The sequence below is a fragment of the Thalassospira sp. CH_XMU1458 genome (assembly GCF_037027205.1).
Taxonomy (GTDB): domain Bacteria; phylum Pseudomonadota; class Alphaproteobacteria; order Rhodospirillales; family Thalassospiraceae; genus Thalassospira; species Thalassospira tepidiphila.
On record NZ_JAYMDW010000002.1, the window covers coordinates 310,113 to 336,877 of the forward strand.

26 protein-coding genes are annotated in these 26,765 nt (G+C 54.2%); 15 read left to right on the plus strand and 11 right to left on the minus strand.

Annotation, left to right across the window (positions count from 1 at the left end):
- Positions 1–92 precede the first annotated feature (92 nt).
- A complete protein-coding gene (locus WBY09_RS08770; RefSeq protein WP_197145160.1) occupies positions 93–947 on the plus strand; it encodes a LysR family transcriptional regulator in 855 nt (284 codons plus the stop codon).
- 66 nt (positions 948–1,013) lie between these two features.
- On the opposite strand, the gene WBY09_RS08775 is transcribed toward WBY09_RS08770, so the two are convergent.
- Positions 1,014–1,478, minus strand: a complete 465-nt coding sequence (locus WBY09_RS08775) for a RidA family protein (RefSeq protein WP_008891448.1) — start codon at positions 1,476–1,478, stop codon at positions 1,014–1,016.
- A 269-nt stretch (positions 1,479–1,747) separates the two neighbouring features.
- On the opposite strand from WBY09_RS08775, the gene WBY09_RS08780 reads away from it, so the two are divergent.
- The 3 genes from WBY09_RS08780 (at position 1,748) to WBY09_RS08790 (ending at position 5,125) form a co-directional block, all read left to right on the plus strand.
- Positions 1,748–2,653, plus strand: a complete 906-nt coding sequence (locus WBY09_RS08780) for a DMT family transporter (RefSeq protein WP_197145159.1) — start codon at positions 1,748–1,750, stop codon at positions 2,651–2,653.
- Between the two features lie 94 nt (positions 2,654–2,747).
- Positions 2,748–4,418: a phosphoethanolamine transferase gene (locus WBY09_RS08785; RefSeq protein WP_336232540.1), complete on the plus strand. Its 1,671-nt coding sequence runs from the start codon at positions 2,748–2,750 to the stop codon at positions 4,416–4,418.
- Positions 4,419–4,504: 86 nt separating this feature from the next.
- Positions 4,505–5,125: a TetR/AcrR family transcriptional regulator gene (locus tag WBY09_RS08790; protein ID WP_336232541.1), complete on the plus strand. Its 621-nt coding sequence runs from the start codon at positions 4,505–4,507 to the stop codon at positions 5,123–5,125.
- An 18-nt stretch (positions 5,126–5,143) separates the two neighbouring features.
- On the opposite strand, the gene WBY09_RS08795 is transcribed toward WBY09_RS08790, so the two are convergent.
- Positions 5,144–5,566 carry a secondary thiamine-phosphate synthase enzyme YjbQ gene (locus WBY09_RS08795; protein ID WP_063087246.1) on the minus strand — a complete coding sequence of 141 codons (423 nt, stop codon included), beginning with the start codon at positions 5,564–5,566 and terminating at the stop codon, positions 5,144–5,146.
- A gap of 47 nt (positions 5,567–5,613) precedes the next feature.
- Positions 5,614–6,441 carry a DODA-type extradiol aromatic ring-opening family dioxygenase gene (locus WBY09_RS08800; protein ID WP_336232542.1) on the minus strand — a complete coding sequence of 276 codons (828 nt, stop codon included), beginning with the start codon at positions 6,439–6,441 and terminating at the stop codon, positions 5,614–5,616.
- Positions 6,442–6,741: 300 nt separating this feature from the next.
- Here WBY09_RS08800 and WBY09_RS08805 point away from each other — a divergent pair, with 300 nt between their 5' ends.
- Entirely contained in the window at positions 6,742–7,794 is a 1,053-nt protein-coding gene (locus WBY09_RS08805; RefSeq protein WP_336232543.1) for a helix-turn-helix domain-containing protein, read from the plus strand.
- Between the two features lie 86 nt (positions 7,795–7,880).
- Here WBY09_RS08805 and WBY09_RS08810 read toward each other — a convergent pair whose 3' ends face one another.
- The 4 genes from WBY09_RS08810 to WBY09_RS08825 all read right to left on the minus strand — a co-directional run bounded on the left by WBY09_RS08810 (position 7,881) and on the right by WBY09_RS08825 (position 13,097).
- Positions 7,881–8,090 (minus strand): DUF3185 family protein, encoded by a 210-nt coding sequence (locus tag WBY09_RS08810; RefSeq protein WP_336232544.1) that lies wholly within the window; start codon positions 8,088–8,090, stop codon positions 7,881–7,883.
- Positions 8,091–8,220: 130 nt separating this feature from the next.
- Positions 8,221–8,790 (minus strand): isochorismatase family protein, encoded by a 570-nt coding sequence (locus WBY09_RS08815; RefSeq protein ID WP_336232545.1) that lies wholly within the window; start codon positions 8,788–8,790, stop codon positions 8,221–8,223.
- A 67-nt stretch (positions 8,791–8,857) separates the two neighbouring features.
- Positions 8,858–9,118, minus strand: a complete 261-nt coding sequence (locus WBY09_RS08820) for a DUF1883 domain-containing protein (protein ID WP_336232546.1) — start codon at positions 9,116–9,118, stop codon at positions 8,858–8,860.
- A gap of 274 nt (positions 9,119–9,392) precedes the next feature.
- Positions 9,393–13,097 (minus strand): vitamin B12-dependent ribonucleotide reductase, encoded by a 3,705-nt coding sequence (locus WBY09_RS08825; RefSeq protein ID WP_336232547.1) that lies wholly within the window; start codon positions 13,095–13,097, stop codon positions 9,393–9,395.
- A 950-nt stretch (positions 13,098–14,047) separates the two neighbouring features.
- Here WBY09_RS08825 and WBY09_RS08830 point away from each other — a divergent pair.
- From WBY09_RS08830 to WBY09_RS08860, 7 genes are all read left to right on the plus strand, one after another.
- Positions 14,048–14,410 carry an NADH:ubiquinone oxidoreductase subunit NDUFA12 gene (locus tag WBY09_RS08830; protein ID WP_008891459.1) on the plus strand — a complete coding sequence of 121 codons (363 nt, stop codon included), beginning with the start codon at positions 14,048–14,050 and terminating at the stop codon, positions 14,408–14,410.
- A 187-nt stretch (positions 14,411–14,597) separates the two neighbouring features.
- Positions 14,598–15,050 carry an outer membrane lipid asymmetry maintenance protein MlaD gene (gene mlaD, locus WBY09_RS08835; protein ID WP_008891460.1) on the plus strand — a complete coding sequence of 151 codons (453 nt, stop codon included), beginning with the start codon at positions 14,598–14,600 and terminating at the stop codon, positions 15,048–15,050.
- 133 nt (positions 15,051–15,183) lie between these two features.
- Positions 15,184–15,426 carry a hypothetical protein gene (locus WBY09_RS08840; RefSeq protein WP_008891461.1) on the plus strand — a complete coding sequence of 81 codons (243 nt, stop codon included), beginning with the start codon at positions 15,184–15,186 and terminating at the stop codon, positions 15,424–15,426.
- Positions 15,427–15,434: 8 nt separating this feature from the next.
- Positions 15,435–15,884 (plus strand): DUF2155 domain-containing protein, encoded by a 450-nt coding sequence (locus WBY09_RS08845; protein ID WP_120224964.1) that lies wholly within the window; start codon positions 15,435–15,437, stop codon positions 15,882–15,884.
- Positions 15,885–16,184: 300 nt separating this feature from the next.
- On the plus strand, positions 16,185–16,778 hold the full coding sequence (locus WBY09_RS08850; RefSeq protein ID WP_336232548.1) for a YceI family protein: 594 nt from the start codon (positions 16,185–16,187) through the stop codon (positions 16,776–16,778).
- Positions 16,779–16,883: 105 nt separating this feature from the next.
- Positions 16,884–17,438, plus strand: a complete 555-nt coding sequence (locus WBY09_RS08855; protein ID WP_336232549.1) for a cytochrome b — start codon at positions 16,884–16,886, stop codon at positions 17,436–17,438.
- A 1-nt stretch (position 17,439) separates the two neighbouring features.
- Positions 17,440–18,018 (plus strand): YceI family protein, encoded by a 579-nt coding sequence (locus WBY09_RS08860; protein ID WP_336232550.1) that lies wholly within the window; start codon positions 17,440–17,442, stop codon positions 18,016–18,018.
- Between the two features lie 94 nt (positions 18,019–18,112).
- Here WBY09_RS08860 and WBY09_RS08865 read toward each other — a convergent pair whose 3' ends face one another.
- The 3 genes from WBY09_RS08865 to WBY09_RS08875 all read right to left on the minus strand — a co-directional run bounded on the left by WBY09_RS08865 (position 18,113) and on the right by WBY09_RS08875 (position 22,780).
- Positions 18,113–19,813: a methyl-accepting chemotaxis protein gene (locus WBY09_RS08865; RefSeq protein WP_336232551.1), complete on the minus strand. Its 1,701-nt coding sequence runs from the start codon at positions 19,811–19,813 to the stop codon at positions 18,113–18,115.
- A gap of 254 nt (positions 19,814–20,067) precedes the next feature.
- The gene (locus WBY09_RS08870) at positions 20,068–21,768 is read right to left on the minus strand and encodes a methyl-accepting chemotaxis protein (protein WP_336232552.1); all 1,701 of its coding nucleotides are present in this window, start codon (positions 21,766–21,768) and stop codon (positions 20,068–20,070) included.
- Between the two features lie 313 nt (positions 21,769–22,081).
- On the minus strand, positions 22,082–22,780 hold the full coding sequence (locus WBY09_RS08875) for an alpha/beta hydrolase (protein WP_336232553.1): 699 nt from the start codon (positions 22,778–22,780) through the stop codon (positions 22,082–22,084).
- A gap of 540 nt (positions 22,781–23,320) precedes the next feature.
- Between WBY09_RS08875 and WBY09_RS08880 the strand changes: the two genes are divergently transcribed.
- Positions 23,321–24,658 (plus strand): MATE family efflux transporter, encoded by a 1,338-nt coding sequence (locus WBY09_RS08880; RefSeq protein WP_336232554.1) that lies wholly within the window; start codon positions 23,321–23,323, stop codon positions 24,656–24,658.
- A 113-nt stretch (positions 24,659–24,771) separates the two neighbouring features.
- On the opposite strand, the gene WBY09_RS08885 is transcribed toward WBY09_RS08880, so the two are convergent.
- Positions 24,772–25,251: an Lrp/AsnC family transcriptional regulator gene (locus tag WBY09_RS08885; protein ID WP_008891470.1), complete on the minus strand. Its 480-nt coding sequence runs from the start codon at positions 25,249–25,251 to the stop codon at positions 24,772–24,774.
- A 473-nt stretch (positions 25,252–25,724) separates the two neighbouring features.
- Between WBY09_RS08885 and WBY09_RS08890 the strand changes: the two genes are divergently transcribed.
- The gene (locus tag WBY09_RS08890) at positions 25,725–26,225 is read left to right on the plus strand and encodes a GNAT family N-acetyltransferase (RefSeq protein WP_063087257.1); all 501 of its coding nucleotides are present in this window, start codon (positions 25,725–25,727) and stop codon (positions 26,223–26,225) included.
- A gap of 4 nt (positions 26,226–26,229) precedes the next feature.
- Entirely contained in the window at positions 26,230–26,676 is a 447-nt protein-coding gene (locus WBY09_RS08895) for an Rrf2 family transcriptional regulator (RefSeq protein ID WP_008891472.1), read from the plus strand.
- Positions 26,677–26,765 lie beyond the last annotated feature (89 nt).

Sequence of the window (26,765 nt, forward strand, 5' to 3'; positions counted from 1 at the left end):
GCATCAGAAAAGCGAATGTTCATTATGGATGGCATTACATTTGATAATGCTGTTGGTGTTGATCATGTTGTGGCCGGATCGGTGGGGATATCATGCGAAACCTTGATGTGGCGGTGTTGCGCGCCTTTGTGACCGTGGCGGAAACCGGCAGCATGACCGGTGCGGCAGAAGTGCTTAACCTGACGCAAGGGGCGGTCAGCCAGCAGATCAAGCGGCTTGAAACCGCATTCGGGTGCGGGTTGTTTGAACGCGCGCGCAAGGGATTGCGCCTGACCCAGAATGGGGAGCAATTGCTGCGCAAGGCGCAAAGGATGCTTTTGCTCAATGACGAGATTTGGCAGGACATGACCGGGGCAGGGCATGTCGGCAAGCTTACCGTCGGTATCCCTTATGATCTTGTCGGCACGTTTATGCGCACGCCACTTCGCAAATTTTGCGACCACTATCCGGGGATCGAGCTTTCGCTGCGGTGTCATAGCTCCCAAGAATTGCGGAGCATGGTCAATAGTGGCGAGATTGATATTGCGCTCGTTGAGGAGCCGGTCGGGCAGATGACGGGTGATTTCCTGAAAATTGCGCCGCTGGTCTGGGTCGGGGCGAAATCAGGCAAGGCCCAAACAAAGCGCCCGCTGCCGGTGTCGCTCGTCAGTCGTGAATGTGCGTTTCGACCGGCGGTGATTGATGCGCTTGATCAGGCGGGGATTGCCTGGCGCAGCGTATTTGAAAGCGGCAATATCGAAGCAACGGCGGCAACGGTGCGATCGGATTTGTCGATCACGGCGTTTCTGGTCGGCACGATCCCCGATGATCTTGAAGCACTGGGCCGCGATGATGCATTGCCGGAATTGCCAAAGTTCGCGATCAGCCTGATGGAAAAGGCCGGTGCACATAACGAAGTGCGCGACGTGTTTGCCGAGATGGTGCGCACCCATTTCCATCAGTTGTAATCGCGCAAAAGAAAACACCGACCAGCGATGCTGATCGGTGTTGCATTCAGGCGGCTGATTTAAAGATCAGGCGATTTCGAAGATGCCATCAATTTCAACCGCAACACCGAGCGGCAGGGCGGCAACGCCAACAGCCGAGCGGGCGTGTTTGCCAGCATCGCCAAAGATTTCCACCATGGTGTCAGACGCGCCATTGACGACTTTTGGCTGATCGGTGAAGTCGGGGGCGGAATTAACAAACGCATTCAGTTTGACAACGCGGGTGACCTTATCAAGATCGCCGATGGCGGCTTTCAGTTGCGCAACAAGGTTAAGCGCGCAAAGACGGGCGGCCTTCTGACCGGTTTCGACGTCATAGTCGGCACCGAGTTTGCCGATAAATTTCAACTCGCCATTTTCCATGGTGATCTGACCGGAAATATGAACCAGTTTGCCCGAGATGACATAGGGCACATAGTTCGCAACCGGTGCGGTCGCAGTCGGCAGGGTGATGCCGAGATCGGCAAGATGAGCGTCAATTTTACCAGCCATGATGATCCATCCTTTTGCTTGGCAGATGTTCAAATTTGCCCCCAACTTATCGGGGTTGCGGGGCAAACAAAACAGTTTCTTTGTATCGATGCAATCGGGCGCAGGGGCGTTGCTGCAAGTGTTTGCGCGATCCTTTCAAACAGTCGCATAAAATCAAATTGCCATAAGGGGAAAGGCCCGTAACAATGGGCTATTGGCAGCACGGCGAAAACCTGCTGCCTTGTTTTTGGGATTTTGAAGCGGTGCAAACCGCGTAGGGGTTGGGTGAGATGACGTTGCGGGATCGGTTCGGAAGTGTTCATGGTGGCTGGATTGCCCTTTTGGGGGTTGTGATCCTGTCGCCCGATGCGCTTTTGCTGCGTCTGATTGCGGCCGATGATTTTACAACCGCTTTCTGGCGGCTGGGCTTCTTGACCGTGGCGCTTTTGCTGGTGGCCCTTTGGAACGGGGCCAAGCGGGGTGAAGGCATCGTGCAATCGATCCGGCCCAACGGGTTCGAGATGCTGACCGGTCTGTTTTACGGCGGGACCTGTACGCTTTTCATGTTTTCGGTCCGCAATACCGATGCCGCCAATACCCTGATCATTATTGCCGCGACACCGCTTCTGGCCGGGTTGATTGGCGTGTTTATCTTTAAGCGTTCCCAGCCGATCCGGACATGGGTGGCCTCGGTCGTGGTGTTTGTGGCCTTGCTTGGCCTGTTCAGTGCCGGGTTTGGCGGGAAAAACGCGCTGGGGGACATGCTGGCCCTTGGGGCGGCGATCTGTATGGCGGGTTATTTCAATGTGCTGGGTGCCAAGCCCGAAGTTGATGCGCTTAAGGGCATGTTGTTTGGCGCGTTTGTCGTCACCCTGATCCTTCTGCCCGGTGCCGAACCGTTATCGCCAGTTGGTCTGGACTGGGTGTGGCTTTTGATGCTGGGCTTTTGGGTGTTGCCGGTGTCCTTCCTGCTGATTGCCTATGCATCGCGGAAAATTCCGGCCGCCGAGGTCAGCCTGATCATGCTTAATGAAGCGATCCTTGGATCGTTTCTGGTCTGGGTGTTTGTCAATGAAGTGCCCGACGAAATGACACTGATCAGCGGGACGGTGGTGATCACCACGCTTGTCATTCACAGCCTTTTGGGGCTGCGCGCCAGCAAGAGGGCCAACAAACAAGCAAGGGCGGCGGCCTGACGGACGGATCTGCAAGCAATCCGGGTGACTTCAGCTTGTTGTCAGCTTCGCACGGTATGCGAGGGGCATGGTTCATTGCCCCAAGGATGCCCGGATGCGTCGACTTCGTTCCTTTTTGCACTTTTCACCGATTGATTATCGATTTGGCCTTTTAACACTCGCGGTCTATTTCACGCTGGTTCTGAACTGGAAGGTGCTAAGCCACTTTTACGGCATTCTGGCAGGCCTTGGCGATTATGACGCGGGCTTTGCGATCAGTGCGCCGTTTGTTCTGATCTGTGCGTCACTTGTTGTTTTCACGCCGTTTTCCTGGCGCTATCTGTTCAAGCCGTTCTTTGTTTTCCTGATAATCACGGGTGCGCTGGCGCATTATGCGATGTTGAAATACGGCATCGTGTTTGATCGCGGCATGATCGAAAACGTGGTCGAGACCAATCAGGGTGAGGCGCTTTCGTATTTCAATTTGCAGGCTGGATTGTGGTTTACCGTGACCGGACTTCTGCCAGCCGCGATACTGATCCTTGTGCCGCTTAAATTCCCGAAGACCGTTTTGCGCGGGATCGGGCAGCGGCTGGTTTTGATGATCTTGCCGCTTTTGGTGTTGGGCGGGATCGGATCGCTTTATTTCAAGGATTATGCATCGGTCGGGCGCAATCACAAGGTTCTGGGCAAGGAGCTTGTGCCGTCGAACTACATTGCCGGCACAATCCAGTTGGTAAAGCGGCGATATCTTTATGCCGACATGCCTTTTCAAACCATCGGGCAGGATGCCCGCAGGGTCGCGCAGGACGGCGATGACAAGCCGACTTTGATGTTTCTGGTGATCGGTGAAACCGCACGCGCCCAAAGTGTTGCCGCCAATGGTTACACGCGCCCGACATCGCCCTTTACCAGCCAGATTGACGGCATGCTGGCGTTTCAGGATGTGTCATCGTGCGGCACGGCAACCGCAGTTTCGGTGCCCTGCATGTTTTCGCCGATGGATCATGCCGGGTATGACGGCGACGTCGCACGCCATAGTGAAAGCCTGATGGATGTGCTGGCACATGCCGGTGTCGACGTTCTGTGGAAAGAAAATGACGAGGGCTGCAAAGGGGTGTGTGACCGGGTGCGCCATATCGACATATCACCCGATGATTTCCCCGAAGATTGCGCATTGGGGACGTGCTTTGATGAGGTGATGCTGCGCGGCCTTGACGACGAAGTCGCATCCGGTGAACCGCATGATCAACTGATTACCTTTCACCTGATGGGCAGTCACGGGCCGACCTATTACAAGCGTTATCCCGATGAGCATCGGGCGTTTGTCCCCGATTGCCCGCGCAGTGACATTGAAAATTGCAGCGCGGAAGAGCTGATCAACACCTATGACAATACGATCCGCTATACCGACTATGTCGTCGCCCAATTGACCGAACGGCTGAAAGCCTATCAGGATGATTACAACGTGGTGTTGCTTTATGTGTCGGACCATGGGGAGTCCTTGGGCGAGGGCGGGTTGTATCTGCACGGTGCGCCCTACATGCTCGCGCCCTCGGAACAAACCAAGGTGCCGATGATGATCTGGATGTCGGACGGCTATGTCGATGCCAACCGGATCGAGACCGATTGCCTGAGAGCGCAGGCACAAACGGGCCGCTTTTCGCATGACAATCTGTTTTCGACCGTGCTGGGCGCGATGCATGTTGCGACCGGACTATATCGCCCGGAAACAGACATCTTTGCTACCTGTCGGGCGCCGGTAATACACGCCGCACGCCGATGAGGACGTTGGGCAGGAATTGACATGCACGATCCGGTAATTTAAATGAGTGCACTCAGTGAGTGCGCTCATTTAAATCGGAGGCGTTGATGAATATTCGAGCTGCGCGACGTGAAGAAACGCGCCAGAAGGTCCTTGATGCCGCGCGTGACTGTTTCTGTGCCGGGGAATTTGACACTGTCAGCACGCGAGAGATTGCAAAACGTGCCGGCGTTGCCGAAGGAACAATATTCAATCACTTCCCGACCAAGGAAGATCTTCTGATCTGCTGCGTTGGGCAACAGATGGCAGAGGCGATTGAAAAGGGTCTTTATACGATGGACCCGGAATGGTGCTTTGTGGACAAGATGATGCATGTTGCGTCCTATCGCTTCACGCAGGTGGGGCTTAATCCCGGCCTGTGGCAGGTGATCATGCAGCAGATTGTCTTTTCACCAAGAAAGGGGGCGGTGCATGCCGTTATGGAAAGCAGCGGATTGATTGCAGCCATTCAGGCCCTGATCGAGGAAGCGCAGCTTTCAGGCGAGCTCAACCGTGATTTGCCGCCGGTTTTGATCCAGAAAACCCTGATGTCGCTGTTTTTATTCACCATTCACGAGCATTTCAGCACGCAGAATTTTGACTGCGAGGATATGTGCGGGACCCTGCGTGAATTGCTTGAAGTACAGGTCAAAGGGCTTTGGGCGGCCGAGCCGCACTTGGCGGCATAACGACATAATCGCCTAAGCCTATTCGCCGATCAGATGCAGGGTGACCTTGCGATGATGGGGCGCACGGCGATGTTCGAACAGATAGATCCCCTGCCACGTTCCAAGCACGGCCCGGCCATTGGATACCGGGATGGTCAGCGACACATCGGTCAGGGCCGACTTGATGTGGGCGGGCATGTCATCAGGACCTTCGCAGGTATGGCGATAGAGGCTGGGATTTTCCTGCACCAGTTGGCCAAAGAAGGTTTCAAGATCAAACCGGACATCCGGATCGGCATTTTCCTGAATGGTCAGGCTGGCCGAGGTGTGACGGACAAAGATGGTCAGTTGCCCGCGCGCCAGACCGGTCCCGGCCACCCATGACTGGATCGGTTCGGTGACTTCGTACAATCCCTGACCGCTGGTGGTGATTTCAAGAGTGATCTGATCTTGCGAAAGCATGACATCCGTCCGGCTTGGCAGCCGGACGGGATCAATATCGAATTCCGTCAGGCCGCAGTTTTGAGCTCACCCTGATCGTAGAAGCGAAGGGCGGTCATGGCAAGGTTGCCGAACTCGTAACTGTCATGAAGCAGATCGGGTTCGAAATCATCTGATGCAGCACCCAGCGCAACATAGAAGGGCATCAGGTGATCATCGTCCGGATGGGCCATGGCGGCGTGGGGGGCGAGGCTTCTGTAATCAAGCAGGGCGTTTATATCGCGTGCCTTGATCTTTTCTACCATCCAGTTGGTGAATTCCTTAGCCCACGGGTCAATCGCGCCTTCGTTGCGATCAAGCGCACGCAGATTGTGTGTCATCGCACCGCTTGCGACCACCAGAACACCCAGATCGCGCAAACCGCGCAGCTTTTTGCCAAGTTCGAAATGTTCGCGCGGGCCACCGTGACCCAGCATGGAAAGCTGAAAGACCGGAATATCGGCATTCGGGCGGGCAAGGATCATTGGCATCCATGCCCCGTGATCAAGGCCGCGTTTGGCATCGGTCTCACTGCCGATTTGTGCAGCGATTTGCGCTGCCAGTTCCGGGTCACCGGCCACATCGTAATGCAACTGATAAAGCGGCTGCGGAAAACCATAGAAGTCATGAATGGTTTCCTGGCGTTGCGCGGTGGAGATGGTCGGTCGTTCGGTCTGCCAGTGGGCCGAGATCATGACAATGGCACGCACGCCATCGGTCAGTTTTGAAAGCTCATCGACAAAGAAATGGAAAGCCGGGGTGCTTTGACGCGCCACCAGCATTGGCGAGCCATGAGAAATAAACATTGGCGCCAGGCTTTGTGCAGTGCTGTCGGTGTTTGCTGATGGATCAGTCATTGGAATACCTCATCGGGCTATTCAACCATTTGAATTGAATATGCGTGTCGCATCTGGCCTTGACCAGTCACCGTTCGTCAACAGTCTGTTGCCATTTTCCGGTTTTGTTTGTCTCAGGGAAACACTGAAAGGGGCCTTGAAGCCAGATTTTCTGCGGGTTCGCGTCGCAAAAATGGGAAGTTCTGGGTGGGGTGCAAAGTAGGGTGACCCTATGCGTTGGCATAAGAAGCCCATTGAAAAGCGGGAGAAATAGGCGCAGGGTAAAAACAGGAAGAGTTTTCCACATATGGCTGTCAAGGTATGACGCATCAAACAAACCCCAAGTCTGCGCTGCTTGAAAGGTCGCGTTTTTCGCTTGGCGAGCTGCCAAGAGCAAAACAGTTCGAGATCTGGAAAGAAAGCATCAACTGTATTTACAGTGTCGAAATGGATCGCAAAACCCGCAAGGCAGGTTTTGTGGCGAACCTTAATTCATGGCGGCATCGCGACCTTCTGATGATCGAGGCGCAAAGCTGTTCACAAAGTTTTTCGCGCACATCGCAAATGATCGCCGCCGACGGCATGGATCATTACAACATCCAGCTTTACACCGATGGCGGGGTAAAATCCGAGATCGGCATTGGCGGAGATGTTCTTCAACCCGGTGGGTTGCTGCTGCTTGATCTTTCACAGCGGACCGAGGCGCAGACCAGCGATGGCTTTAAATCGATGCATCTGTTTTTGCCACGGCATCTGGTCGAGGATCACCTGACTCATCCTGATGATCACAATCTGCGTTTTCTGTCCGAGCGTGACCCGCTGGTCAGCATCCTGTTTCAGCAAATTCTGGCGCTTAATCGCTATATCAACGAGCTTGCCGATCACGAAATATCGGTGTTGCAGAAAACGATCGTCATGATGCTGTCGGCCTGCCTGAATGCCGCAGACGGAGGGACCCGTTCCACCGATGCAATGCGCCGTGATATCGAAAAAGGTGTGATGATCCGGCGATATTTTCGGCAAAATCTGTTCACGGCGGAATTGACCGCGGATAAGGCCGCCAATGACCTTGGCCTGTCACGATCAAGCCTGTATCAGCTGTTTGAAAAACATGGCGGGGTTAAAAACTATCTGCGTGAGATGCGGCTGCGCCATGCCTTGAAACTGCTGGGCGATCCCAAAGAACGGCGGCGGTCACTGTATGACATTGCGCTGGAATGTGGTTATGAAACCGATGCCGGGTTTATCCGGGCGTTCCGCGCGAAATACGGTGTCACGCCAGGTGATATCAGGGCCGGACATCGGCCGCATGCGCACCATGCTGGTGATGGTGTTGATAAGCGCTATGAGCACTGGCTGCATACGCTGGCGTAATGCGGCGGTCTGATGAGGATAGAGAAGATAGTCGGGGAATTGATGCCACTGCCCACGGGCCTGTGCCGTGGACAGTGGCGGAAATCTTATCGTTTGCCACCCATGATGAGCAACAGCAAGCCACCGATCGCGCTGGCAACACCGCCTATCAGATACCAGACCGTTTCGTCGGTATAGCGGCCAAGGAAAGTTTCCGAAAGCTGATCAACAGCACTTTCGGATGCGTTATAGCCCGTCACCAAAAGGGCAACACCGACTACAAGGGCGACAACGCCCAGAATACGGCCAAGGGACATGATGTTTGCTCCTGTCTTTATCTGTTTTGGTTAGCACCGCCCTGTGCAAGGGGGCATGGCAGGCGCCAACATATTGAACAGAAAAGATAACGCACGATCCCCAAGCTTGTTCCCGACGGGGCATGTTCGATCAGGACAATGCGGAAATCACATCAGAACTCTGGGTCAGCGAACAATATTCCGAGGCCAGTACAGCGGCATAAAGATCAAACACGTCCTGTGCCGCGAAGGTCTTGCCGCTGGCGTCCGTCACATCAATCGCCGTGGTGGCATCAAGCACAAGCCAGTTTTCAAAACCAAGGCAATGGGCCATGCGGATGGTGACATCCATGGAATTATGGATAACCACACCGGTAAAGATCAGGCGTTTGATCCCGCGGTCATGCAGATGTTTTTCAAGCGACGTTCCGACAAAGGCACAGTTTTGCTGTTTGGCAATGACGGTTTCGCCGTCGATGGGCTGGGCTTCGTCCTTGAACGGCTGGCCGGGGCCATCGACATAGAAGCTTGAGGCCGGGTTGGCTTCTTCGTGGCGCACGTGAATGACGGGCAGGTTTCTTGCGCGAAAGTCTGCCAGCAGTTTTGCAATCACATCGGCATAGCCGGGATTGTTTTTGGAATTCCAGCGCGGATCATCAATGGCCTTTTGCACATCAAGGACGATGAGGGCGGTGTTGTTGTCGAGGACGGGCAGGGACATGGGAATACTCCGTCAATAAATGGGCCAAAAACAAAACCGGCCGGGAAATCCCCGGCCGGTTTGCTGATCAGAGTTTCCTTACACTGTATCGCGCGCTACCTCGTAGTCCTTGCATGTCAACAACTACATACCAGTGGCCGGAGTTCGGGATCGATAACACCACTGGAGATTGCCGTGCAAGTCCGCCGTGGAATTGGTAACGTTGTCCGCGGCGATATTTGGAGAAGTTGTTGCTATCCAGCAATCGCACATTTGCAGCAGCAGATAGACACACTTCTACATTGTCATTAGCATAACAGTAACTTAGGTCGTGGTATTTAAGTTGCATTGCTTTCACCTTTTTAATCGGCTGGGTAGCCCCTTATACCGATGCACCAAGGTTCCGCTCGACAAACAATCTCGAATCAGTAATGGTCGTATTTCTCACGTACAAACAAGCCAACTCGGTGAGTTTGTCCCCATAAGTACCTTGGTTGGAACTTCATGGGTAAAGCCGGAGCTGTTAGCTTCGGCTTTTTTCGTATTAGGCAACTGTTGCTAGTTGGATGATACGAAAACGTAAAAAGCCCCTCTCATTTGAGAGGGGCTTTTTGTTGTACGTGTTAGGAGCAACCGGTGGTCGCGCCACAAGAGTCACATTTCAGGCAGGTGCCGTTGCGCACCAGGGTGAAGTTACCGCAATCCGGGCAACCATCACCTTCGTAGCCTTTCATGCGGGCTTCGCGGATCTGTTCCATTTTGGCATCGGTTTTGGCGATGACTTCTTCGCTGGTGGTCAGGATCGCATTGTTCTGCGGTGCTGACGGTGCAGCGGTGGTCGCGCTTGCGGTGGTTTCGTGGCTGTGGCCATGACCGTCGGTGCCGGTGGATTTGACTTCCACGACGCGTTCTTCGGTCTGAACACCGCCATCAACCACATAGAGGTTGCGACGCACGAAGCCGCTTGATGCCACCTTGCGGATGGTTTCAATCGCCTGATCGCCGGTTTTCTTGGCTTCTTCACCAAGATCACCTTCGCTGACACCTTCGCCAACCGCATCCGGCAGGATGTCGGACGGCTGAACGTGGGCGAGGTCGTTACGGCCAAGATAGGAGATCGCCAGTTCGCGGAACATGTAATCAAGGATGGAAGTTGCCATCTTGATCGCATCGTTGCCGGAAACCATGCCGGACGGCTCGAAGCGGGTGAAGGTGAAGGCTTCGACATATTCTTCGAGCGGCACGCCATACTGCAGGCCGATGGACACCGCGATTGCGAAGTTGTTCATCAGCGAGCGGAAGGCCGCGCCTTCCTTGTGCATGTCGATGAAGATTTCACCAAGCTTGCCGTCTTCGTATTCACCGGTACGCAGGTAAACCTTATGCCCGCCAACGGTCGCCTTCTGGGTGTAGCCTTTGCGGCGGCCCGGAAGGGAGCGACGGTCGCCACGAATGACGCGTTCGATGATTTTTTCAACGATCTGCTCTGACGCGTGGGCTGCCTTGGCAGCGGTCGGCTGATCGGCGTAATCGTCTTCTTCGACCAGGGCAGAGTTCAGCGGCTGGCTGAGTTTCGAACCATCACGGTACAGCGCGTTGGCTTTGAGGCCGAGACGCCAGGACAGCATGTAAGCGTCTTTGCAATCCTGGATGTTTGCACTGCTTGGCATGTTGATGGTTTTGGAAATCGCACCCGAGATGAACGGCTGAGCCGCGGCCATCATGCGGATGTGGCTTTCAGCCGAGAGGTAACGCTTGCCGATACGGCCGCACGGGTTTGCACAATCAAAGACAGCAAGGTCTTCGTCACGCAGATGCGGGGCACCTTCAAGGGTCATCGCACCGCAAACATAGGTGTTTGCCTGTTCGATCTGTTTTTTATCGAAACCGAGGGCGGCTAGCATGTCGAAGTCCATGCTGTTGATTGCCTTGGCATCCAGACCGAGCTGGTTGACGCAGAAATCATCGCCAAAGGTGTATTTGTTGAAGACGAATTTGACATCAAATGCGTTCTTCAGTGCACCTTCAACCTTGGCAATGGCGTCGTCGTCAAAGCCCTTGGCTTTGAGGTCATCATGGGTGATGGACGGCGAGCCAACCAGGGTGCCATGACCAACCGCGTATTTTTCAATGTCGCGGATCTGGTTTTCGGTATAGCCGAGCGTTGCAAGCGCAACCGGAACGGTGCGGTTGATGATTTTGAAGTAACCGCCGCCAGCAAGCTTTTTGAACTTCACGAGGGCAAAGTCAGGCTCGATACCGGTGGTGTCGCAATCCATAACCAGACCGATCGTGCCGGTCGGCGCAATAACGGTGGTCTGGGCGTTGCGGTAGCCATGCTTTTCGCCAAGCTCGACCGCCTTGTCCCAGGCTGCACGGGCAGCAACCGGAAGATCGGCATAGGGGCTGTCAGCCGCAACCAGCGGAACCGGATTGATCGACAGGCCTTCGTAGCCTTCCTGTTCGCCATAAGCGGCACGGCGATGGTTGCGCATGACACGCAGCATTTCAGCCGCGTTGTCGGCATAACCCGGGAACGCACCCTGTTCGCTGGCCATTTCAGCCGAGGTTGCATAGGAAACACCACACATGATCGCGGTAAGGGACGCGCCAATCGCACGGCCTTCGTCGCTGTCATACGGGATGCCCATGCTCATCAAAAGGCCACCAATGTTGGCATAGCCAAGACCAAGGGTACGGTACCGATAGGAGAGTTCTGCGATACGGTCAGACGGGAACTGTGCCATCAGAACCGAGATTTCGAGAACAACAGTCCACAGACGGACAGCATGTTCATAGGCCTCGATATCGACGCCGCCGTCATCAGAACGGAAGTTCATCAGGTTGAGCGATGCGAGGTTACATGCGGTGTCATCAAGGAACATGTATTCCGAGCACGGGTTGGACGCATTGATGCGACCCGAGTTCGGGCAGGTGTGCCATTCGTTAATCGTGGTGTCGTACTGGATGCCCGGATCTGCGCACGCCCAGGCAGCTTCACCGACCTTGTCCCACAAATCGCGGGCAGAGATGGTTTTGGCAACTTTGCCATCGGTACGGCGGATCAGTTCCCAGTCACCGTTATCAAGAACAGCCTGAAGGAAGTCGTTCGACACACGAACAGAGTTGTTCGAGTTCTGACCCGAAACGGTCAGGTATGCCTCGGAGTCCCAATCGGTGTCATAGGTCTTGAAGCTGATTTCGGTGAAGCCCTGACGGGCGAATTCGATGATCTTGTTGATATAGGAATCCGGGATCATCACAGCGCGGGCAGCCAAGACAGCTTCTTTGAGCTGCGGGTTGGCGCGCGGTACAAAGCGATCTTCGGAGTCAGCAGCACCGTCCCAGTTGGTGCAAGCAGCAAGAACAGCGGTCAGGTGCTTTTCAGCCAGTTTGGAACCGGCGACGAGGGCAGCAACTTTCTGCTCTTCGACGACTTTCCAATCAATATATTCTTCGATGTCCGGGTGGTCGATATCAACGACAACCATTTTGGCAGCACGACGGGTGGTGCCACCCGATTTGATCGCGCCAGCAGCACGGTCACCAATTTTCAGGAAGCTCATCAGGCCGGAAGAGCGACCGCCGCCCGATAGGCTTTCACCGCCACCACGTACGTTGGAGAAGTTAGAACCGGTACCGGAACCGAATTTGAACAGACGGGCTTCACGTGACCACAGGTCCATGATGCCGCCTTCGTTGACCAGATCATCGGCAACGGACTGAATGAAGCAGGCATGCGGCTGCGGATGCTCATACGAGCTGGCCGATTTGGTCAGTTCGCCGGTTTTAAAATCAACATAGGAGTGACCCTGTGCCGGGCCATCAATGCCGTACGCCCAGTGCAGACCAGTGTTGAACCACTGCGGCGAGTTCGGCGCACCCATCTGGTGGGAGAGCTGATAGCGCATTTCATCAAAGAAAGCCTGCGCATCGGATTCGGCGTCAAAATAGCCGCCTTTCCAGCCCCAATAGGTCCAGGTGCCTGCCAGACGGTCAAAGACCTGGGTCGAGCTGGTTTCGCTGATGTAGCGTTTTTCAGCCGGCATTTTGTCAAGCTTGGCGGTGTCAGCGGTCTTGCGCCACAGCCAGGACGGGACGTCCTTTTCCTTGACCGGTTTAAGGGCAACCGGAACACCGGCCTTGCGGAAATATTTCTGTGCCAGAACGTCACTCGCGACCTGTGACCAGGAGGCGGGCATGTCGATGTCATTCATCTCAAAAACGACGGAACCATCCGGGTTTTTGATGACAGATGATAACTTACGAAATTCGATGTCGGCGTAAGGGCTGACACCTTCCTGAGTGAATTTTCTGGTAATCCGCATGGTCTGCTCCGGTTCTGATCAGACGTAACAGGGCGCTATCTGGTGATGCGCCAACATCGCCTGACTTTATATAGTTTGCTCAATGCTCTTGCGCTGCCCCTGATGCCGATATTTTCCAGCATTTCCAGAGCCCGCAGGTATGGGTATTCGGTGGTTTGGTCCCCCCTTGGAACCATCCGGTCCGTGGGAAAGACTATAATGGCAAAATTTCGCCACAGTCCACTAATCTTTGTGGTTGACAGTAATTTTTACCACAACATGTAGTGGGTCGATTGCTGTCTTGTTGATTCGATGCTGGTGGGATTCTCGTTAACAATCTCTGAATCGGTCCGGGAGGCCCGGAAAACTGCGATTTGTTTCGCAGCGCGATTGTGTGTCGGTCCTAAGACTCGGACTACATATTGTGTGGGAACACGTTAAACCCACTCAACGTTTGATCAAGCTAACGCCGTTTTCATTCCATTTCCAGTGCCAAGCTGAAAATTAGGCACTGCATGGTTTTTCGTAGCATGGAAACCAATGATAACAGTTTGATATTTATATGAAAGTCTTGTTTCGGATCTGTGTGAAAAGGCAAGGGTATCAAGCGTTACGGCCTACTACATATATGGGGCGCATTGTGGATAAGGAGGTGGACAAAGCCCCCAGATGTAGATGGATCAAAGAGTCGTCGCCCTACAAGCAGTTGTGGGTTGTTTTCAGACGGAAATTTCCATCAAAGGCCGGCGCTGATTTATTCGTGCGCGGCGCAGGGCGAGGAGGCGGTTTACGAACAGATATAAATTGTCTTGGGATTGTTGAGGCCGGGGGGCCTGAAACATTGACTTTCCACGAACATCACGACATATAAGTCACTTGATTGACAGGGTGTATCACCAAACACGCTGTACTGCCTTTTGCCGCCATCGCGTAAAGCAGGCGGACAAACCAGATCTGGAGAGAGACCCAACATGGCCACCGTCGGCACCCGTATTTATACTGCGCTGTTTGGCAAGCGCGTTGGCGAAGACCGTTTCGGCAATACCTATTACACCGAAAAGACTCCGGCAAAGGGTCGTCGCACCAAGCGTTGGGTTGTTTACAAAGGTGTCGTCGAGGGATCCAAGGTCCCGGCCGAATGGCATGCCTGGCTGCATTACACCCTTGATGCGCCGCTGTCTGAAAAGGCCGAAGACCGTTATGACTGGCAGAAAGAACACCAGCCGAACCTGACGGGCACCAAGCATGCCTATCGTCCGAAGGGCCATGAATATAGTGGTGGCAAGCGTGCACCGGCGACCGGTGACTATCAGGCTTGGTCGCCGGAAGGCTGATTGATCCGAAAGAATACCGATTAACAGGCGGGCGCGGGGCAACTCGCGCCCGTTTGTGTTTTGGATGTGTTTTGCCTGAATTCTGTTTCCCGATGGCCCGTTTGCGGCGGTTGTCTTTTGGGTGGTTGTTTTTCGGGGCGGGGCAATACAATATACGTCTCAAAGAGATACAGAACGGATAAGGTCGATGAGCAACAGACTGATTGAAACCATTGCCGGTGCTGCCGTGATCGCTGTTGCGGTCGGATTTGCGGCCTATTCCTATTCACGCGCCGGGATCAGTACGGTGGAAGGCTATGAAATCATGGCCAGCTTCAATCGCATAGATGGTCTTGTTGTTGGCAATGACGTTCGTGTTTCAGGTGTTACCGTCGGAACGGTGACCGCCCAGGAACTTGATCCTGATACATATATGGCAGTCGTCAAAATGTCGGTGCGGTCCGATCTGGCATTGCCGATGGACAGTTCTGCCAAGATTGCGTCTGACGGATTGCTGGGTGGCAAATTTGTTTCTCTTGAGCCGGGCGGGGATATCGACATGATCGAGGCCGGTGGCGAAATTGAGTTCACCCAAGGGTCGGTAAACCTTGAAGATCTTATTGGTCAGGTTATCTATTCTTCGACCAACAGCGATAATTGATTGATCAGAGGGCCGGCGAAAAGCGGCCATGATTTTGCCGGGATTGCACAGCAAGGTGCGGCGCAGAGAACGCAGCAAGGTGTCGGTCAAAGTCAAACAGAGACCTGCCTTGCCCCAAATGTCGGAGCGGTTGATGAAAAAGACCGGAAATGTTGATCACTTTCCCACCTGGCAGGCCAGCGATGGCTCGCCGCTTTCATGCGTGGAAAAGATCAAGGTTCTCAATGACAATTTCGGCGAACTGCGCGAGATCATGCAGGATGCGCTTGAAGATGCGCTTCTGATGGGCTGTGACGAAGAACAGTTCCGTAATGTGATGCGCGATCTGGTTGCCGAACTGCACAATCCCTATAACAAAAGCGACGAACAGGACTGAAGACCACAATGAAACGATCCTTTGCGATTGCCGCGATTTGTTCGACATGTGCAATGATCGGAACGGCGTCTTCGGCGCTTGATTATCGCCCGGCCCCGGTTGCCCAGTTGCAGGGACTGGATAAAATTACTGCCCGCATTTCGACCTTTGAGGTGCCAGTGGGGCAGGTTGCGCGTTTCGGGACACTCGAAATCCGGGTGGACGCATGTTATCGAACACCCCCGGAAGAGCTCCCTGAAAGTGCGACTTTCCTTGATATTGCTGACATTCGCGAAGATGGCAACACACCCCGCAAAGACCTGTTTTCCGGTTGGATGTTCGCATCAAGTCCCGGTTTGTCGGCCCTTGAACATCCGGTCTATGATGTGTGGCTGAAAGAATGTCTTGATCCGGCCGAAGGCGATGCCAACGGCGGCGAATCCGCCCCGCAAGGCCAGGCCGCCCCGGAGCAGCCATAAATCCGATCATATCCAGATTGGCAACAAGCTGACCGCAAATGTGGTCAGCTTTTTTTGTGGTGCCGCTGCGCAATTTTGCAGGATTGGCGAAAAACCAATGGTGTCGTGGTCGGCCGTTTCGACGGGATTGGGGCTATATTGTCAAGAATATGGCGAATGTTTTTGCCATTGTTTCCAAAACCGAAAATATGTGTTGCGGTTTCGTTGGCTTGAGAGCGCCGGGTAGGCCTGTCATCCTCACCTCACGATTTATTGCGGTGCAATGAGCCTTTGCACCTTGTGAAAATGAGGGAATTCAAAATGTTTAACTCAATTAAAAAAGCTGGCGTAACGCTGGCAGTCGTTGCCGGTCTTTCTGGTGCAGCTTTCTCGGCCCAGGCGGCCGACACCTATAAACTGGATCCGACCCACACCAGTGTTCTGTTCATCGTGAACCATCTTGGTTTCTCCGATTATCAGGGCCGTTTTAACGGTGTTACCGGCGAGCTGACCCTTGATCGCGAAAATCCGTCGGCATCATCTGCTACCATCACGATTGATCTCAACCAGATCGACAGTGGTGTCGAGGCGCTTGATAACCATATGAAAACTGCCGATTTCTTCAATGTTGAAGAGTTCCCGACCGCGACCTTCACCAGCACCTCGGTTGAGCTGGTTGGTGAAAATGCGGCAACCGTCACGGGCGACCTGACCCTTCTTGGCGAAACCAAGCCGCTGGTTCTTGACGTTAGCCTTAGCGGTGAAGGCACCCATCCGATGACCGGTGACGAAGTTGTCGGTTTCTCGGCTGACGGTGTTGTGACCCGTACGGATTACGGCATGGACTTCCTCGTGCCCGGCGTTGGTGACGAAGTAACGCTTCAGATTTCTTCGGAATTCCTGAAGCAGAAGTAATCCGGCTTTATTGGATTTCGGGTGTGCGCTGTGGCAAATTTGCTGCGGCGCACATCACATTTCAGACCCGGGCAAGACATGGGCAGGCAGCAAGGAAAGCTGGTTATGACAATTCGCAGTACGAAGCACGCCTTTGGCGCGGTGACCAAGACCTTTCACTGGGTGATGGCGCTTCTTGTCATCAGCGTTTTTTCGATTGGCTGGTACATGGATTTCCTGCCGTTGGGGATGGAAAAGCTGGAATGGATATCGCGCCACAAGTCACTTGGCATAACGGTACTGGCGTTGGTGATCCTGCGCGTTATCTGGCGCGTAAGTGAACCAAGCCCGCACGAGCTTGGCAAACTTCAGATCGAACGTCTGGCGGCAAAGGCCGGGCATCTGGGATTGTATTTGTTGATGTTTGCCATGCCGTTGACCGGTTGGACCATGTCGTCGGCTGCGAACTTCCCTGTCAGCGTCTTTGGCCTGTTTACCTTGCCCAATCTTGTGTCGCCCAAGCAGGAACTGTTTGAAACCTTGCGCACGGTGCATTGGGCATTGTCCTGGGCGGTTGCCGGACTGGTCGGTATTCACTTTCTGGCTGCACTCAAACATCATTTTTGGGATCGCGACGCGACATTGCGGCGTATGTTGCCCGGCAAACTCGAGGAAAACTGACATGTTTCAGATGAAACGCAAAATGCTGCCTGCATTGGCAATTGCCACGACCATCGCCGGTTTTTCCGGGGCAGCACTTGCCGCAGACGAATGGGTGGTGGACGCCAACGAAAGCGAAATTGAATTTACCGGCACCCAGCTTGGTGCGGCGTTTGAAGGCAAGTTCGAATCCTTTGAAGCCGATATCGTCTTTTCACCCGATGACCTTGCCGGGTCCTCGGTCGAGGTTCTGATTGATATTGCATCGGTGAATACCAGTAATGGCGACCGCGACAGTCAGATCGTCTCGCCAGACTGGTTTGATGCGGCGCAATGGCCGACCGCGAAGTTTGCCACCAAGTCCTTTAGCGAAGTTGCGCCGGGCAAATACGAAGCGGTTGCTGATTTGACGATCCGTGATGTCACCCGCGAAGTGACCTTGCCGTTTGATCTTGAGATCGAAGGCAACAAAGCCGAAGCCGAAGGAACGGTGACGATTAACCGCACGGACTTTGGTGTCGGGCAGGGCCAATGGCAGGACACGTCACAGGTTGGTGACGCTGTGACCATCAAAATCGAGATCGAGGCCATGCGTCCGTAAGCTGGCACAAGCCTGACCACCCGAAAAGAAAGCCGCCCGGGAGACGATCCGGGGCGGCTTTTTGCACGTGTCCTGAATTACTTGGTGCGTGCGTTTATTTGGTTGCGCTTTTGCGCAAGTTATCGAGGAAGGCCTCAACAGCGTCATCAAGGGCGACTGCCTCCGAGACCAGTTTTTCGGCCGTACTGGCAAGCTGGTTGGTACCCGAAGATACTTTGCCGGCGTTGCTGTTAACCGTCTCGATGCGTTCGGATACTTCGCGCGTGCCGTCAGCTGCCTGCTGAACGCTGCGTGAAATCTCGCCGATGGCGGCGTGCTGTTCTTCGACCGCAGCCGCAATCGCGGTTGAGCTGTCAGCGACCTGGGCGATGGTTTCAGAAATCAGACGGATGGCATCAACCGCCTCGGTGGTTTCGTTCTGAACAGCCAGGATCTGCTGGTTGATTTCCTCGGTCGCCTTGGCGGTCTGGTTGGCAAGGTTTTTGACTTCGCTTGCTACAACGGCAAAGCCCTTGCCGGCATCACCGGCACGGGCGGCCTCGATGGTGGCGTTCAGGGCCAGCAGGTTGGTTTGTTCGGCAATGTCACCAATCAGACTTGCGACGTCGCCAATCCGCTGGGCGGCCTCGGACAGGCCGGTTACGGTCTGGTTGGTGCGGGTCGCCTGTTCATTGGCCTGATTTGCGATATTTGCCGAGGTTGCAATCTGCTGGGCGATTTCATCGGAGGATGCGGACAGTTCCTCGGTCGCGGCGGAGACTGTCTGAACGTTGCTTGATGTCTGGGTGGTTGCCGAGGCAACAGCGGCTGACAATTCGCTGTTCATGTTGGTTGCGCTGCGCATTTCATCGGTGGCTGATTGCATGTCCTTGATCGATCTGGAGATCGAACTGATCAGGCCCTTGACCTTGACGTCAAGAGAATCGGCCATTTCCATCACAGCTTTACGCTGATTTTCTTCGGCTTGTTCATCAAGCGCACGCTGATTTTCCTGAAGCTTGCGGTTTTCAAGCGCCTGCTCGCGGAAAGAAACCACGGTGCGTGCCATGTCGCCGACTTCGTCCTTGCGGCCCTGGCCTTCGATTTCGCCTTCGAGATCACCAGACGAGATAATCCGCATCCGGGCCGAAAGGGTTTTAAGTCCGCCTGTAATATCACGACCAATGGCCAGCCCGGCCAGCGTCAGGATCAACAGAATGACACCGCCAATGATGACAACAAATGTTGCCTGTTCACGGAAAGCCGCATCGACGTCATCAATATAGATGCCCGTACCGATGATTGAGCCCCATGGCAGGGGTTCAGCAAAGGACAGCTTTTCGAAGGTCAGTTTTTCATCTTCACCGGGTTTGGGCCAGTGATAGGACGAGAAGCCGCCGCCAGCCTTGTTACCGGACGCGATCAGATTGCGGATGAAATAATTGCCCTGGGAATCTTGCGCATCGTTCAGGCTTTTACCGACAAGTGCTGGATTGGCGCCATGCATTTCGGTTATACCGTTGGTCGCAAAGACAAAGAAATATCCGATCTTGCCGTCATATTTGCCGGCACCGGCCAACTCGTAGAATTGGCTGATTGCGTCTTCCTGACTGAGAACGCCAGCATCAACCTTGTCCTGATAGGACTGCGCGATTGAAGTGATGTAGTTGGTGGTGGACCGGATCTTGTCCTTGCGATCTTCAAGCAGTGCATCTCGCAGGGTGGAGAGCTGAAGCCCGCCAACGACGATGACGCCCATGAGCGCGATGACTGACAAGATGACGATTTTGTAACCAATCTTTAGATTGCCAAGCATATGGTTTCTCCGCCAGACGAGGGCTTGTTAATCAAAATATACGAATATATTGGTGTAGTTTCAGATCATATGCAAGAGAGATTAACCTAAAGTGTAGGTTTATGCATAGTCAAACGTCGAAGTAGCACTTACCGATGGGCTTGCAGTATCGGTTTAAGATATTGACTGAATGTCATTTATAAGTTTTGGAGCCATCAAAAAAGGCCAGGGCATTTCTGCCCTAGCCTTTCGGATGGTTTGCGTGTTGATGCGGATCAGTCGGTTGCGCGTTTGCGCAGATCGGCAAGGAAGTGTTCAACCGCCTCATCAAGCGATTTTGCTTCGTCGACCAGTTTTTCGGCCGACTGGGCCAACTGGCTGGTGCCAGACGATACGCGACCGGCATTTTCATTGACGGTCTCGATCCGCTGGGAGACTTCGCTGGTGCCATCAGCGGCCTGCTGAACGTTGCGCGAAATCTCGCCAATGGCGGCGTGCTGTTCTTCGACTGCTGCTGCAATCGCGGTTGAGCTATCGGCGACCTGTGCGATGGTTTCGGAAATCAGACGGATCGCCTCAACCGCTTCGCCGGTTTCATTCTGAACCGAGAGGATCTGCTGATTGATTTCCTCGGTCGCCTTGGCGGTCTGGTTGGCAAGGTTTTTGACCTCGCTTGCCACAACGGCAAAGCCCTTGCCAGCGTCCCCGGCACGTGCCGCCTCGATGGTGGCGTTAAGGGCCAGCAGGTTGGTCTGTTCGGCGATGTCCCCGATCAGCTTGGCAACATCGCCAATCTTCTGCGCCGCATCGGCCAAACCAGTAACGGTCTGGTTGGTGCGGGTGGCCTGTTCGTTGGCCTGATTGGCGATTTCGGCCGATTGGGAAATCTGGTGAGCGATTTCATCGCTTGAGGCTGTGAGTTCCTCGGTCGCGGCAGAGACAGTCTGAACGTTGGTCGAGGTCTGGGTGGTTGCAGATGCCACAGCCGCAGAGAGAGAACTGTTGGTGTTGCTGGCTTCTTCCATCGAAGATGTGGCTTTTTTCATCTCGGTGATCGAGCCCGAGATCGAACGGATCAAGCCTTTGACACGCGATTCAAGGCTGTCGGCCATATCGGTGATGTCCTGACGGCGTTGCTTGTCGGCCTGTGCCTCAAGCTCTTGCTGGCGGGTTTGCAGCTTCTGGTTTTCAAGTGCCTGCTGGCGGAAGGCGACCACGGTGCGGGCCATGTCACCAACTTCGTCACCACGGTCCTGTCCTTCGATTTCGCCTTCAAGTTTGCCACTGGCGATTTCGGTCATGCGGGCCGACAGTTTATTCAGTCCACCGGTAATATTACGCCCGATCGCAAGTGAGAATACAATCATCAGGGCAACAACGATGGCGATGATGACCATCAAAAAGATGGCCTGTTCCCAGAACGCGGCATCAACATCGTCAATATAGATACCGGTTCCGATTGCGTGGCCCCAGGGGAGCATGGCGGAATAGGACAATTTCTCGAACAGTTTGTCTTCGGGCTCGCCGGGTTTTGGCCAGTAGTAAGAGAAGAAACCGCCTTCGGGGTTTTGAGCTGCGGCGAGAAGATCCTGCACAATAAAGTTGCCGGTCGGGTCTTTTACCTGACTCATATCCGTGCCGTTAAGTGACGGTTTGGCGCCATGCAACTTGTTGATACCGTTTTCATCATAGGCAAAGAAATAGCCAGTGCCTTCGTCAAACCTTGCCGCTGTGCTCCAGCGGTAAAAATCGGTCGTGGCTTCTTCCTGGGTAAGTTCGCCGCTGCTTACGCGGTCCTGATAGGACTGGGCGGCGGTTACCAGCATTGAAACAGTTGCCTGAATTTTGTCTTTGCGGTCTTCAAGCAACCCGCTGCGCAAAGTTTGAAGTTCAAGAGCTGCAATCGCCAGCAAGGCGATCAAGGACAGTAGCGACAAACTGGCGACTTTCTGACCAATTCTTATGTTCTGAAGCATGATCGGTTCCCGTTTTCTTGCTATTCGTGGCGCGAAGGCGCGCGAAGTTATTCTCAGATATGTTCTTTGGTATAGTTTAAAACTATATAATGTTGAAAAGTATAGGTTTTATCGTGGTTGATTGCATCAACTTTTTGCAAGCCGAATGTTCGTAACACACTGGCACAAAAAGAATTTGTGGGTTGTGGTGTAGACAGCGTGCGTCGGAAATCGCAGCTTTGCTGCTCTTATGTTGGAGCGATCAGGCAGAAAAAAAGCACCTGACGTTTAAGAAAGGTGCTTTTTGCCAATCCGGTGGGGAAGAGGTATCTGATCAGTGAAGCCGTTTGCCGAGGAAGTCGATGGCAATGCGAAGGCCTTCTTCGTCAATGCCATGTTGCAGGCCAGGGCGTTCATGAAGGCTGACTTCAATGCCATTGGCAGCAAGCGTATCCTTGGCAAGACGCGATGCCTCGATCGGTACCACCGGGTCGGCAGTGCCATGCACAAGCACTATCGGCGGACGGGATTTGATTTCAGCACCAAAAGTCTGTTCGCCAAGCAATGCACCGGAAAAGCCGACAACGCCGGCGATTTCATGATCGCGCCGGGGGGCGGTTTGCAGGGACATCATCGTTCCTTGCGAAAAGCCAACCAGTGCGACTTTGTCCGCAGACACGCCATGCGTTTCCATGACGTGATCGATGAAGTCATCGACATAGGCAGCACTTTTGCGTGCACCTTCGGCCATGGCAGCAAGGGCGCCAGACATGGTTTCCGGCGCGCGACGCAGGAATTCGGGATCATATTCGGCCAGACTGAACCACTGGCGTCCGAACGGCGACATTTCGCACGGGAAGGGCGCGTTTGGTGAATAAAAGGTGGTGTCGGGCAGGGCGCGTGCCAGATGCGGCGCCAAACCGATCAGGTCATTTCCATCCGCACCATAGCCATGCAGAAAGATGACAACGCTTTTGGTGGTGCCCGAGGCAGCCGGTTTGGCCGGACCAGATAACAATGTGTCGGTGCTCATGCGTGCTTTCCTGAATTTCCCTTTGCACCTGCTTAGCAATGCAGTCGACTGACCACCAGCATTTTTTGTCACAAAACCAAAGGTTCCCGGACGGCCGTGATTGCAGGAAACCCACAAACCGTCATGGCCTGTGGATAACTTTGTGGATGGAAAAGCAGGTTTGGGGAAAATTATCCTGTAAAATGTCAAAAACATCAGTTTTGGTCTTGGGTGCTTATTCCTCAGTATAGATTTTTTGAGTTTTCTAATTTAAAAGATGCAGATGTTCTGTGGTTAATTTTAGTAAATAAAAACAAATAGTTATTTGATTTTCCTGTTTTTGATGTTTGGACGTCCTGTGGCAGGCAGCCGATTACGGAGTCCGATTTGCGAAGACAATTCGCGCACAAGCTGCATGAGGCGGGACAAAAAGTTAACGATGTGGATTTTTTGGACAGCCGGTCATTAAAAGGTGCCTTTTGCCGCCTGGTAATCTGTGCCACAAGAATTCTTCCGGTTCGCCCGGATGCCCCACAGCATGATCCATAGACCGAGGTCCAAATGAACCGCACGCGCCGCTGGTTCGGCAAGGGTGATCGACGCGTTCTGGCGTTGACCCTGCCGATTATTCTTTCCAATGCGACTGTTCCGTTGCTTGGCGCGGTCGATACGGCTGTGGTCGGACATCTCGATAGCCCGCATTATATCGGGGCGGTTGCGGTTGGCGCGCTTATTTTTTCCTATGTGTTCTGGAGCTTTGGCTTCTTGCGCATGGCCACCACGGGCCTTGCGGCCCAAGCTTATGGGCGGCGTGACCCGAATGGTGTGCGGGCAGTATTTGCCCGCGCGGCCCTGATTGCGGTGGTTGCCGGCTTGGCGGTGATGGTGTTGCAATGGCCGATCATTGAACTGGCTATGAGCCTGATTGCGCCGACACCGGCGGTCGAGGCCGCCGCACGCGATTATTTCCATGTCCGGATCTGGGCGTCGCCGGCAACGCTGATGCAATATTGCATGCTGGGCTGGTTGTTGGCGATGCGTGACAGCCGGGCAGTGTTTATTTTTCAGGTGGTCCTTAATTCGCTGAACATCATCCTTGATATCCTGTTTGTGCAAGGGTTCGGCTGGGATGTGCGCGGAGTGGCGGGTGCCACGGTGATTGCCGATTATTCCGGTGTGGTGTTGGGCTGGTTTTTGATGCAGCCGCATCTGAAAAGATTGGGTGGGACCTGGCGCGGGATTGGTCTTTTTGATCGCGCGCAACTGGCCCGGCTGATGAAGATTAATGGCGATATCTTTATCCGCACCATGGCGCTGACATCGGCCTTTGCACTGTTTACCACTTTCTCCGCCCGGTTTGGCGAGGTGACGCTTGCCGCCAATGCGGTTTTGCAAAACTTCCTGATGTTCGGGTCATTTGCCCTTGATGGTTTTGCCCATGCGGCAGAAACCCTTGTCGGGCAGGCCTATGGCGCGGAAAAGCGCAAGCAGTTCCTGTGGGCGGTGCGCAAGACGACCGTTTGGGGGATTGTTTCAGCCGTGGTGATGGCAGCCCTGTTTGCCGCATCGGGGCCTTGGATCATTGATGCCCTTACAAGCATTCCGGAAGTCCGCAGCGCATCCTATGAATATCTGATGTGGGCGGTGGTATTGCCGATTACCGGGGTATTGGGCTTTCAGTTTGACGGGGTGTTTCTGGGCGCGATGCAGACCAAGCATTGGCGCAACATGATGTTGCTGTCAGTCGCGATTTATGCCGGGTTTGCCTGGTGGGCCGTGGTGATGGGCAGCAACCATTTTCTGTGGGCCGCGTTTAACGGGTTCTTCCTGCTGCGCGGGCTGACACTGGCGGTGCTGTTCCCGACGATCATTCCCAAGCAGCGTCAGGCTGTGGCGTAGAGCGCTTGTAAGGTTCGGTACTTGCTGATCAAGGTCCCCGCCTTCGCGGGGATGACGGTGGCAGATTTGGTTATTTCGCTATCACGTCGGTGATGGCGGGGATCGATCCAATGTTAGTCGGCGTCGGCGACCGGCAGGGTGGTGCTGTTTTTGACTTCGTGGAGCGTGAAGCTTGATTTCATGTTGGCGACGCCGGGCAGCTTCATCATGACTTCGGACAGGAAGCGCTGATAGGCGGCGGGATCGGGCACAACGATGCGCATCATGTAGTCCTGATTGCCGACCATGGCATAGCAATCAACGATTTCCGGGTGTTCCTGCACTGCCGTTTCAAAGCGGCGGAGCGACGGTTCGTCATGCTGGGTCAGCGATACGGTGACAAAGACATTCACACCAAGGCGAAGATGGGCCGGGTCCAGCAGGGCGACATATTTGCGGATGACGCCACTTTCCTCGAGCTTGCGCAGACGCCGCAGGCAGGGGGAAACGGACAGGCCGACCTTGTCAGCCAGTTCGACCATGGAGATTCGACCGTCTTCCTGAATTTCACGAAGAATTTTGCGATCAATTGCGTCGAAACCGTTGCGCGCCATAGCGTGCCACACTCCTTTGGACGATAAGATAACGGGCCGAAATTCGCCCGGAGAACCGTATTTTCGGAAGGGTGGATTTTGCCAAATTCCCGACCGGGCGTACATAATTTCTGCTGCGCGATAAGCCATGACTTCGCGTTTCTGTCAATCTTTGCGTCGCCAAACGGTGCAATTTTTACGTCGAAATCCTGTATATGATCGCAATGCGGTGCAACAGATCATAGCCGCATCGTGCATGCCTAAGACTTGCAACAGGCAAGCAATGCAAGTATGACCTTCAATTCCTTGGAATGCCTGCAGTTGTGAGCATCTGCAGCGGAAGTTATCGTTGCCGTGTGCCATCCGGGCAGTGTAGTATAATCGTACCAATTTACTTATTTCGATTGTGATTATTCTCCTGCCGGGAGCCCGGGGGAGGTTGGCACTGTCTGACACTGGTCTGACATTGGCAGCCGATATACTGAAAGGCACGTATGGTGGACGCTGCGCAAAACACGCCGGGATATAACCTGGTTACAATTGGCGAGCATAAAATCAATATTCGTCCGGCGGTTCAGGCAGATCTCGCCAATGTTGTCGATCTTGATGACCGGACCACGGGACTGCGCAAGCCGGATTACTGGGACGATCTGTTTACCCGTTATGGCAACCGCAAGGATTCCCGTTTCTTCCTGATTGCCGAAGAAAACGGAACGCTTCTGGGCTGCATTTTCGGTGAAGTCCGGTCGTGGGAATTCAATTCCGTGCCGTGTGGCTGGGTTGGCACCGTTAGTGTCGAACCGGACCTGCGCATGGGCGGGATCGGTACCATCCTTTATAACGAAATCTGCCGCTGTTTCCGCAAGGCCGGGGTGACCAAAATCCGCACCATGATCCCGCGCGATGCGACCGATTTGATGTCGTTCTTCCGCGCGCAGGGCATGATGGCGGGGCCGTTCATCCAGCTGGAAACAGATATGGAAGAGGGGGAATAAGCCGATGATGTCCTTGCAAAAGGCGACGCTGTTTGCCCTCTATGCCGTGCTGGAACTGGCCGAAGATACCGACCGCCAGCTTTCGGCATCGGAAATTGCCGAGCGTTACAATATTTCGACCAACCATCTGGCAAAGGTCCTGCGTGATCTGGGTCGGGCGGGGCTGGTTGAATCGGTTCGTGGGGCCGGTGGCGGTTATCGTTTCTGTGGCAATGCCAAGCGCACCACACTTTTGGATGTTGTGCAGTTGTTTGAAGAGGTCGGCACAAGCCCGTCCAACAGCATCGTGCAGAACACCAATGCCGGTGCGGCGCTTTCGATGGTGATGGACGAGATCGAAGAGATCACCCATGCCACATTGCTGTCGATCACGATCGAGACGATGCTGAAACTGATGCGCAAACGTCGCCCGGAAAAACCGACATCCACCGGATTGTTCCGCGCGGTTTAACGCCTAAACCAAGCACAGATACCCACCAGATAGACAAAAGGCCGCCAGATTACTCTGACGGCCTTTTTGATTTGCGAACGCGCGGCGGG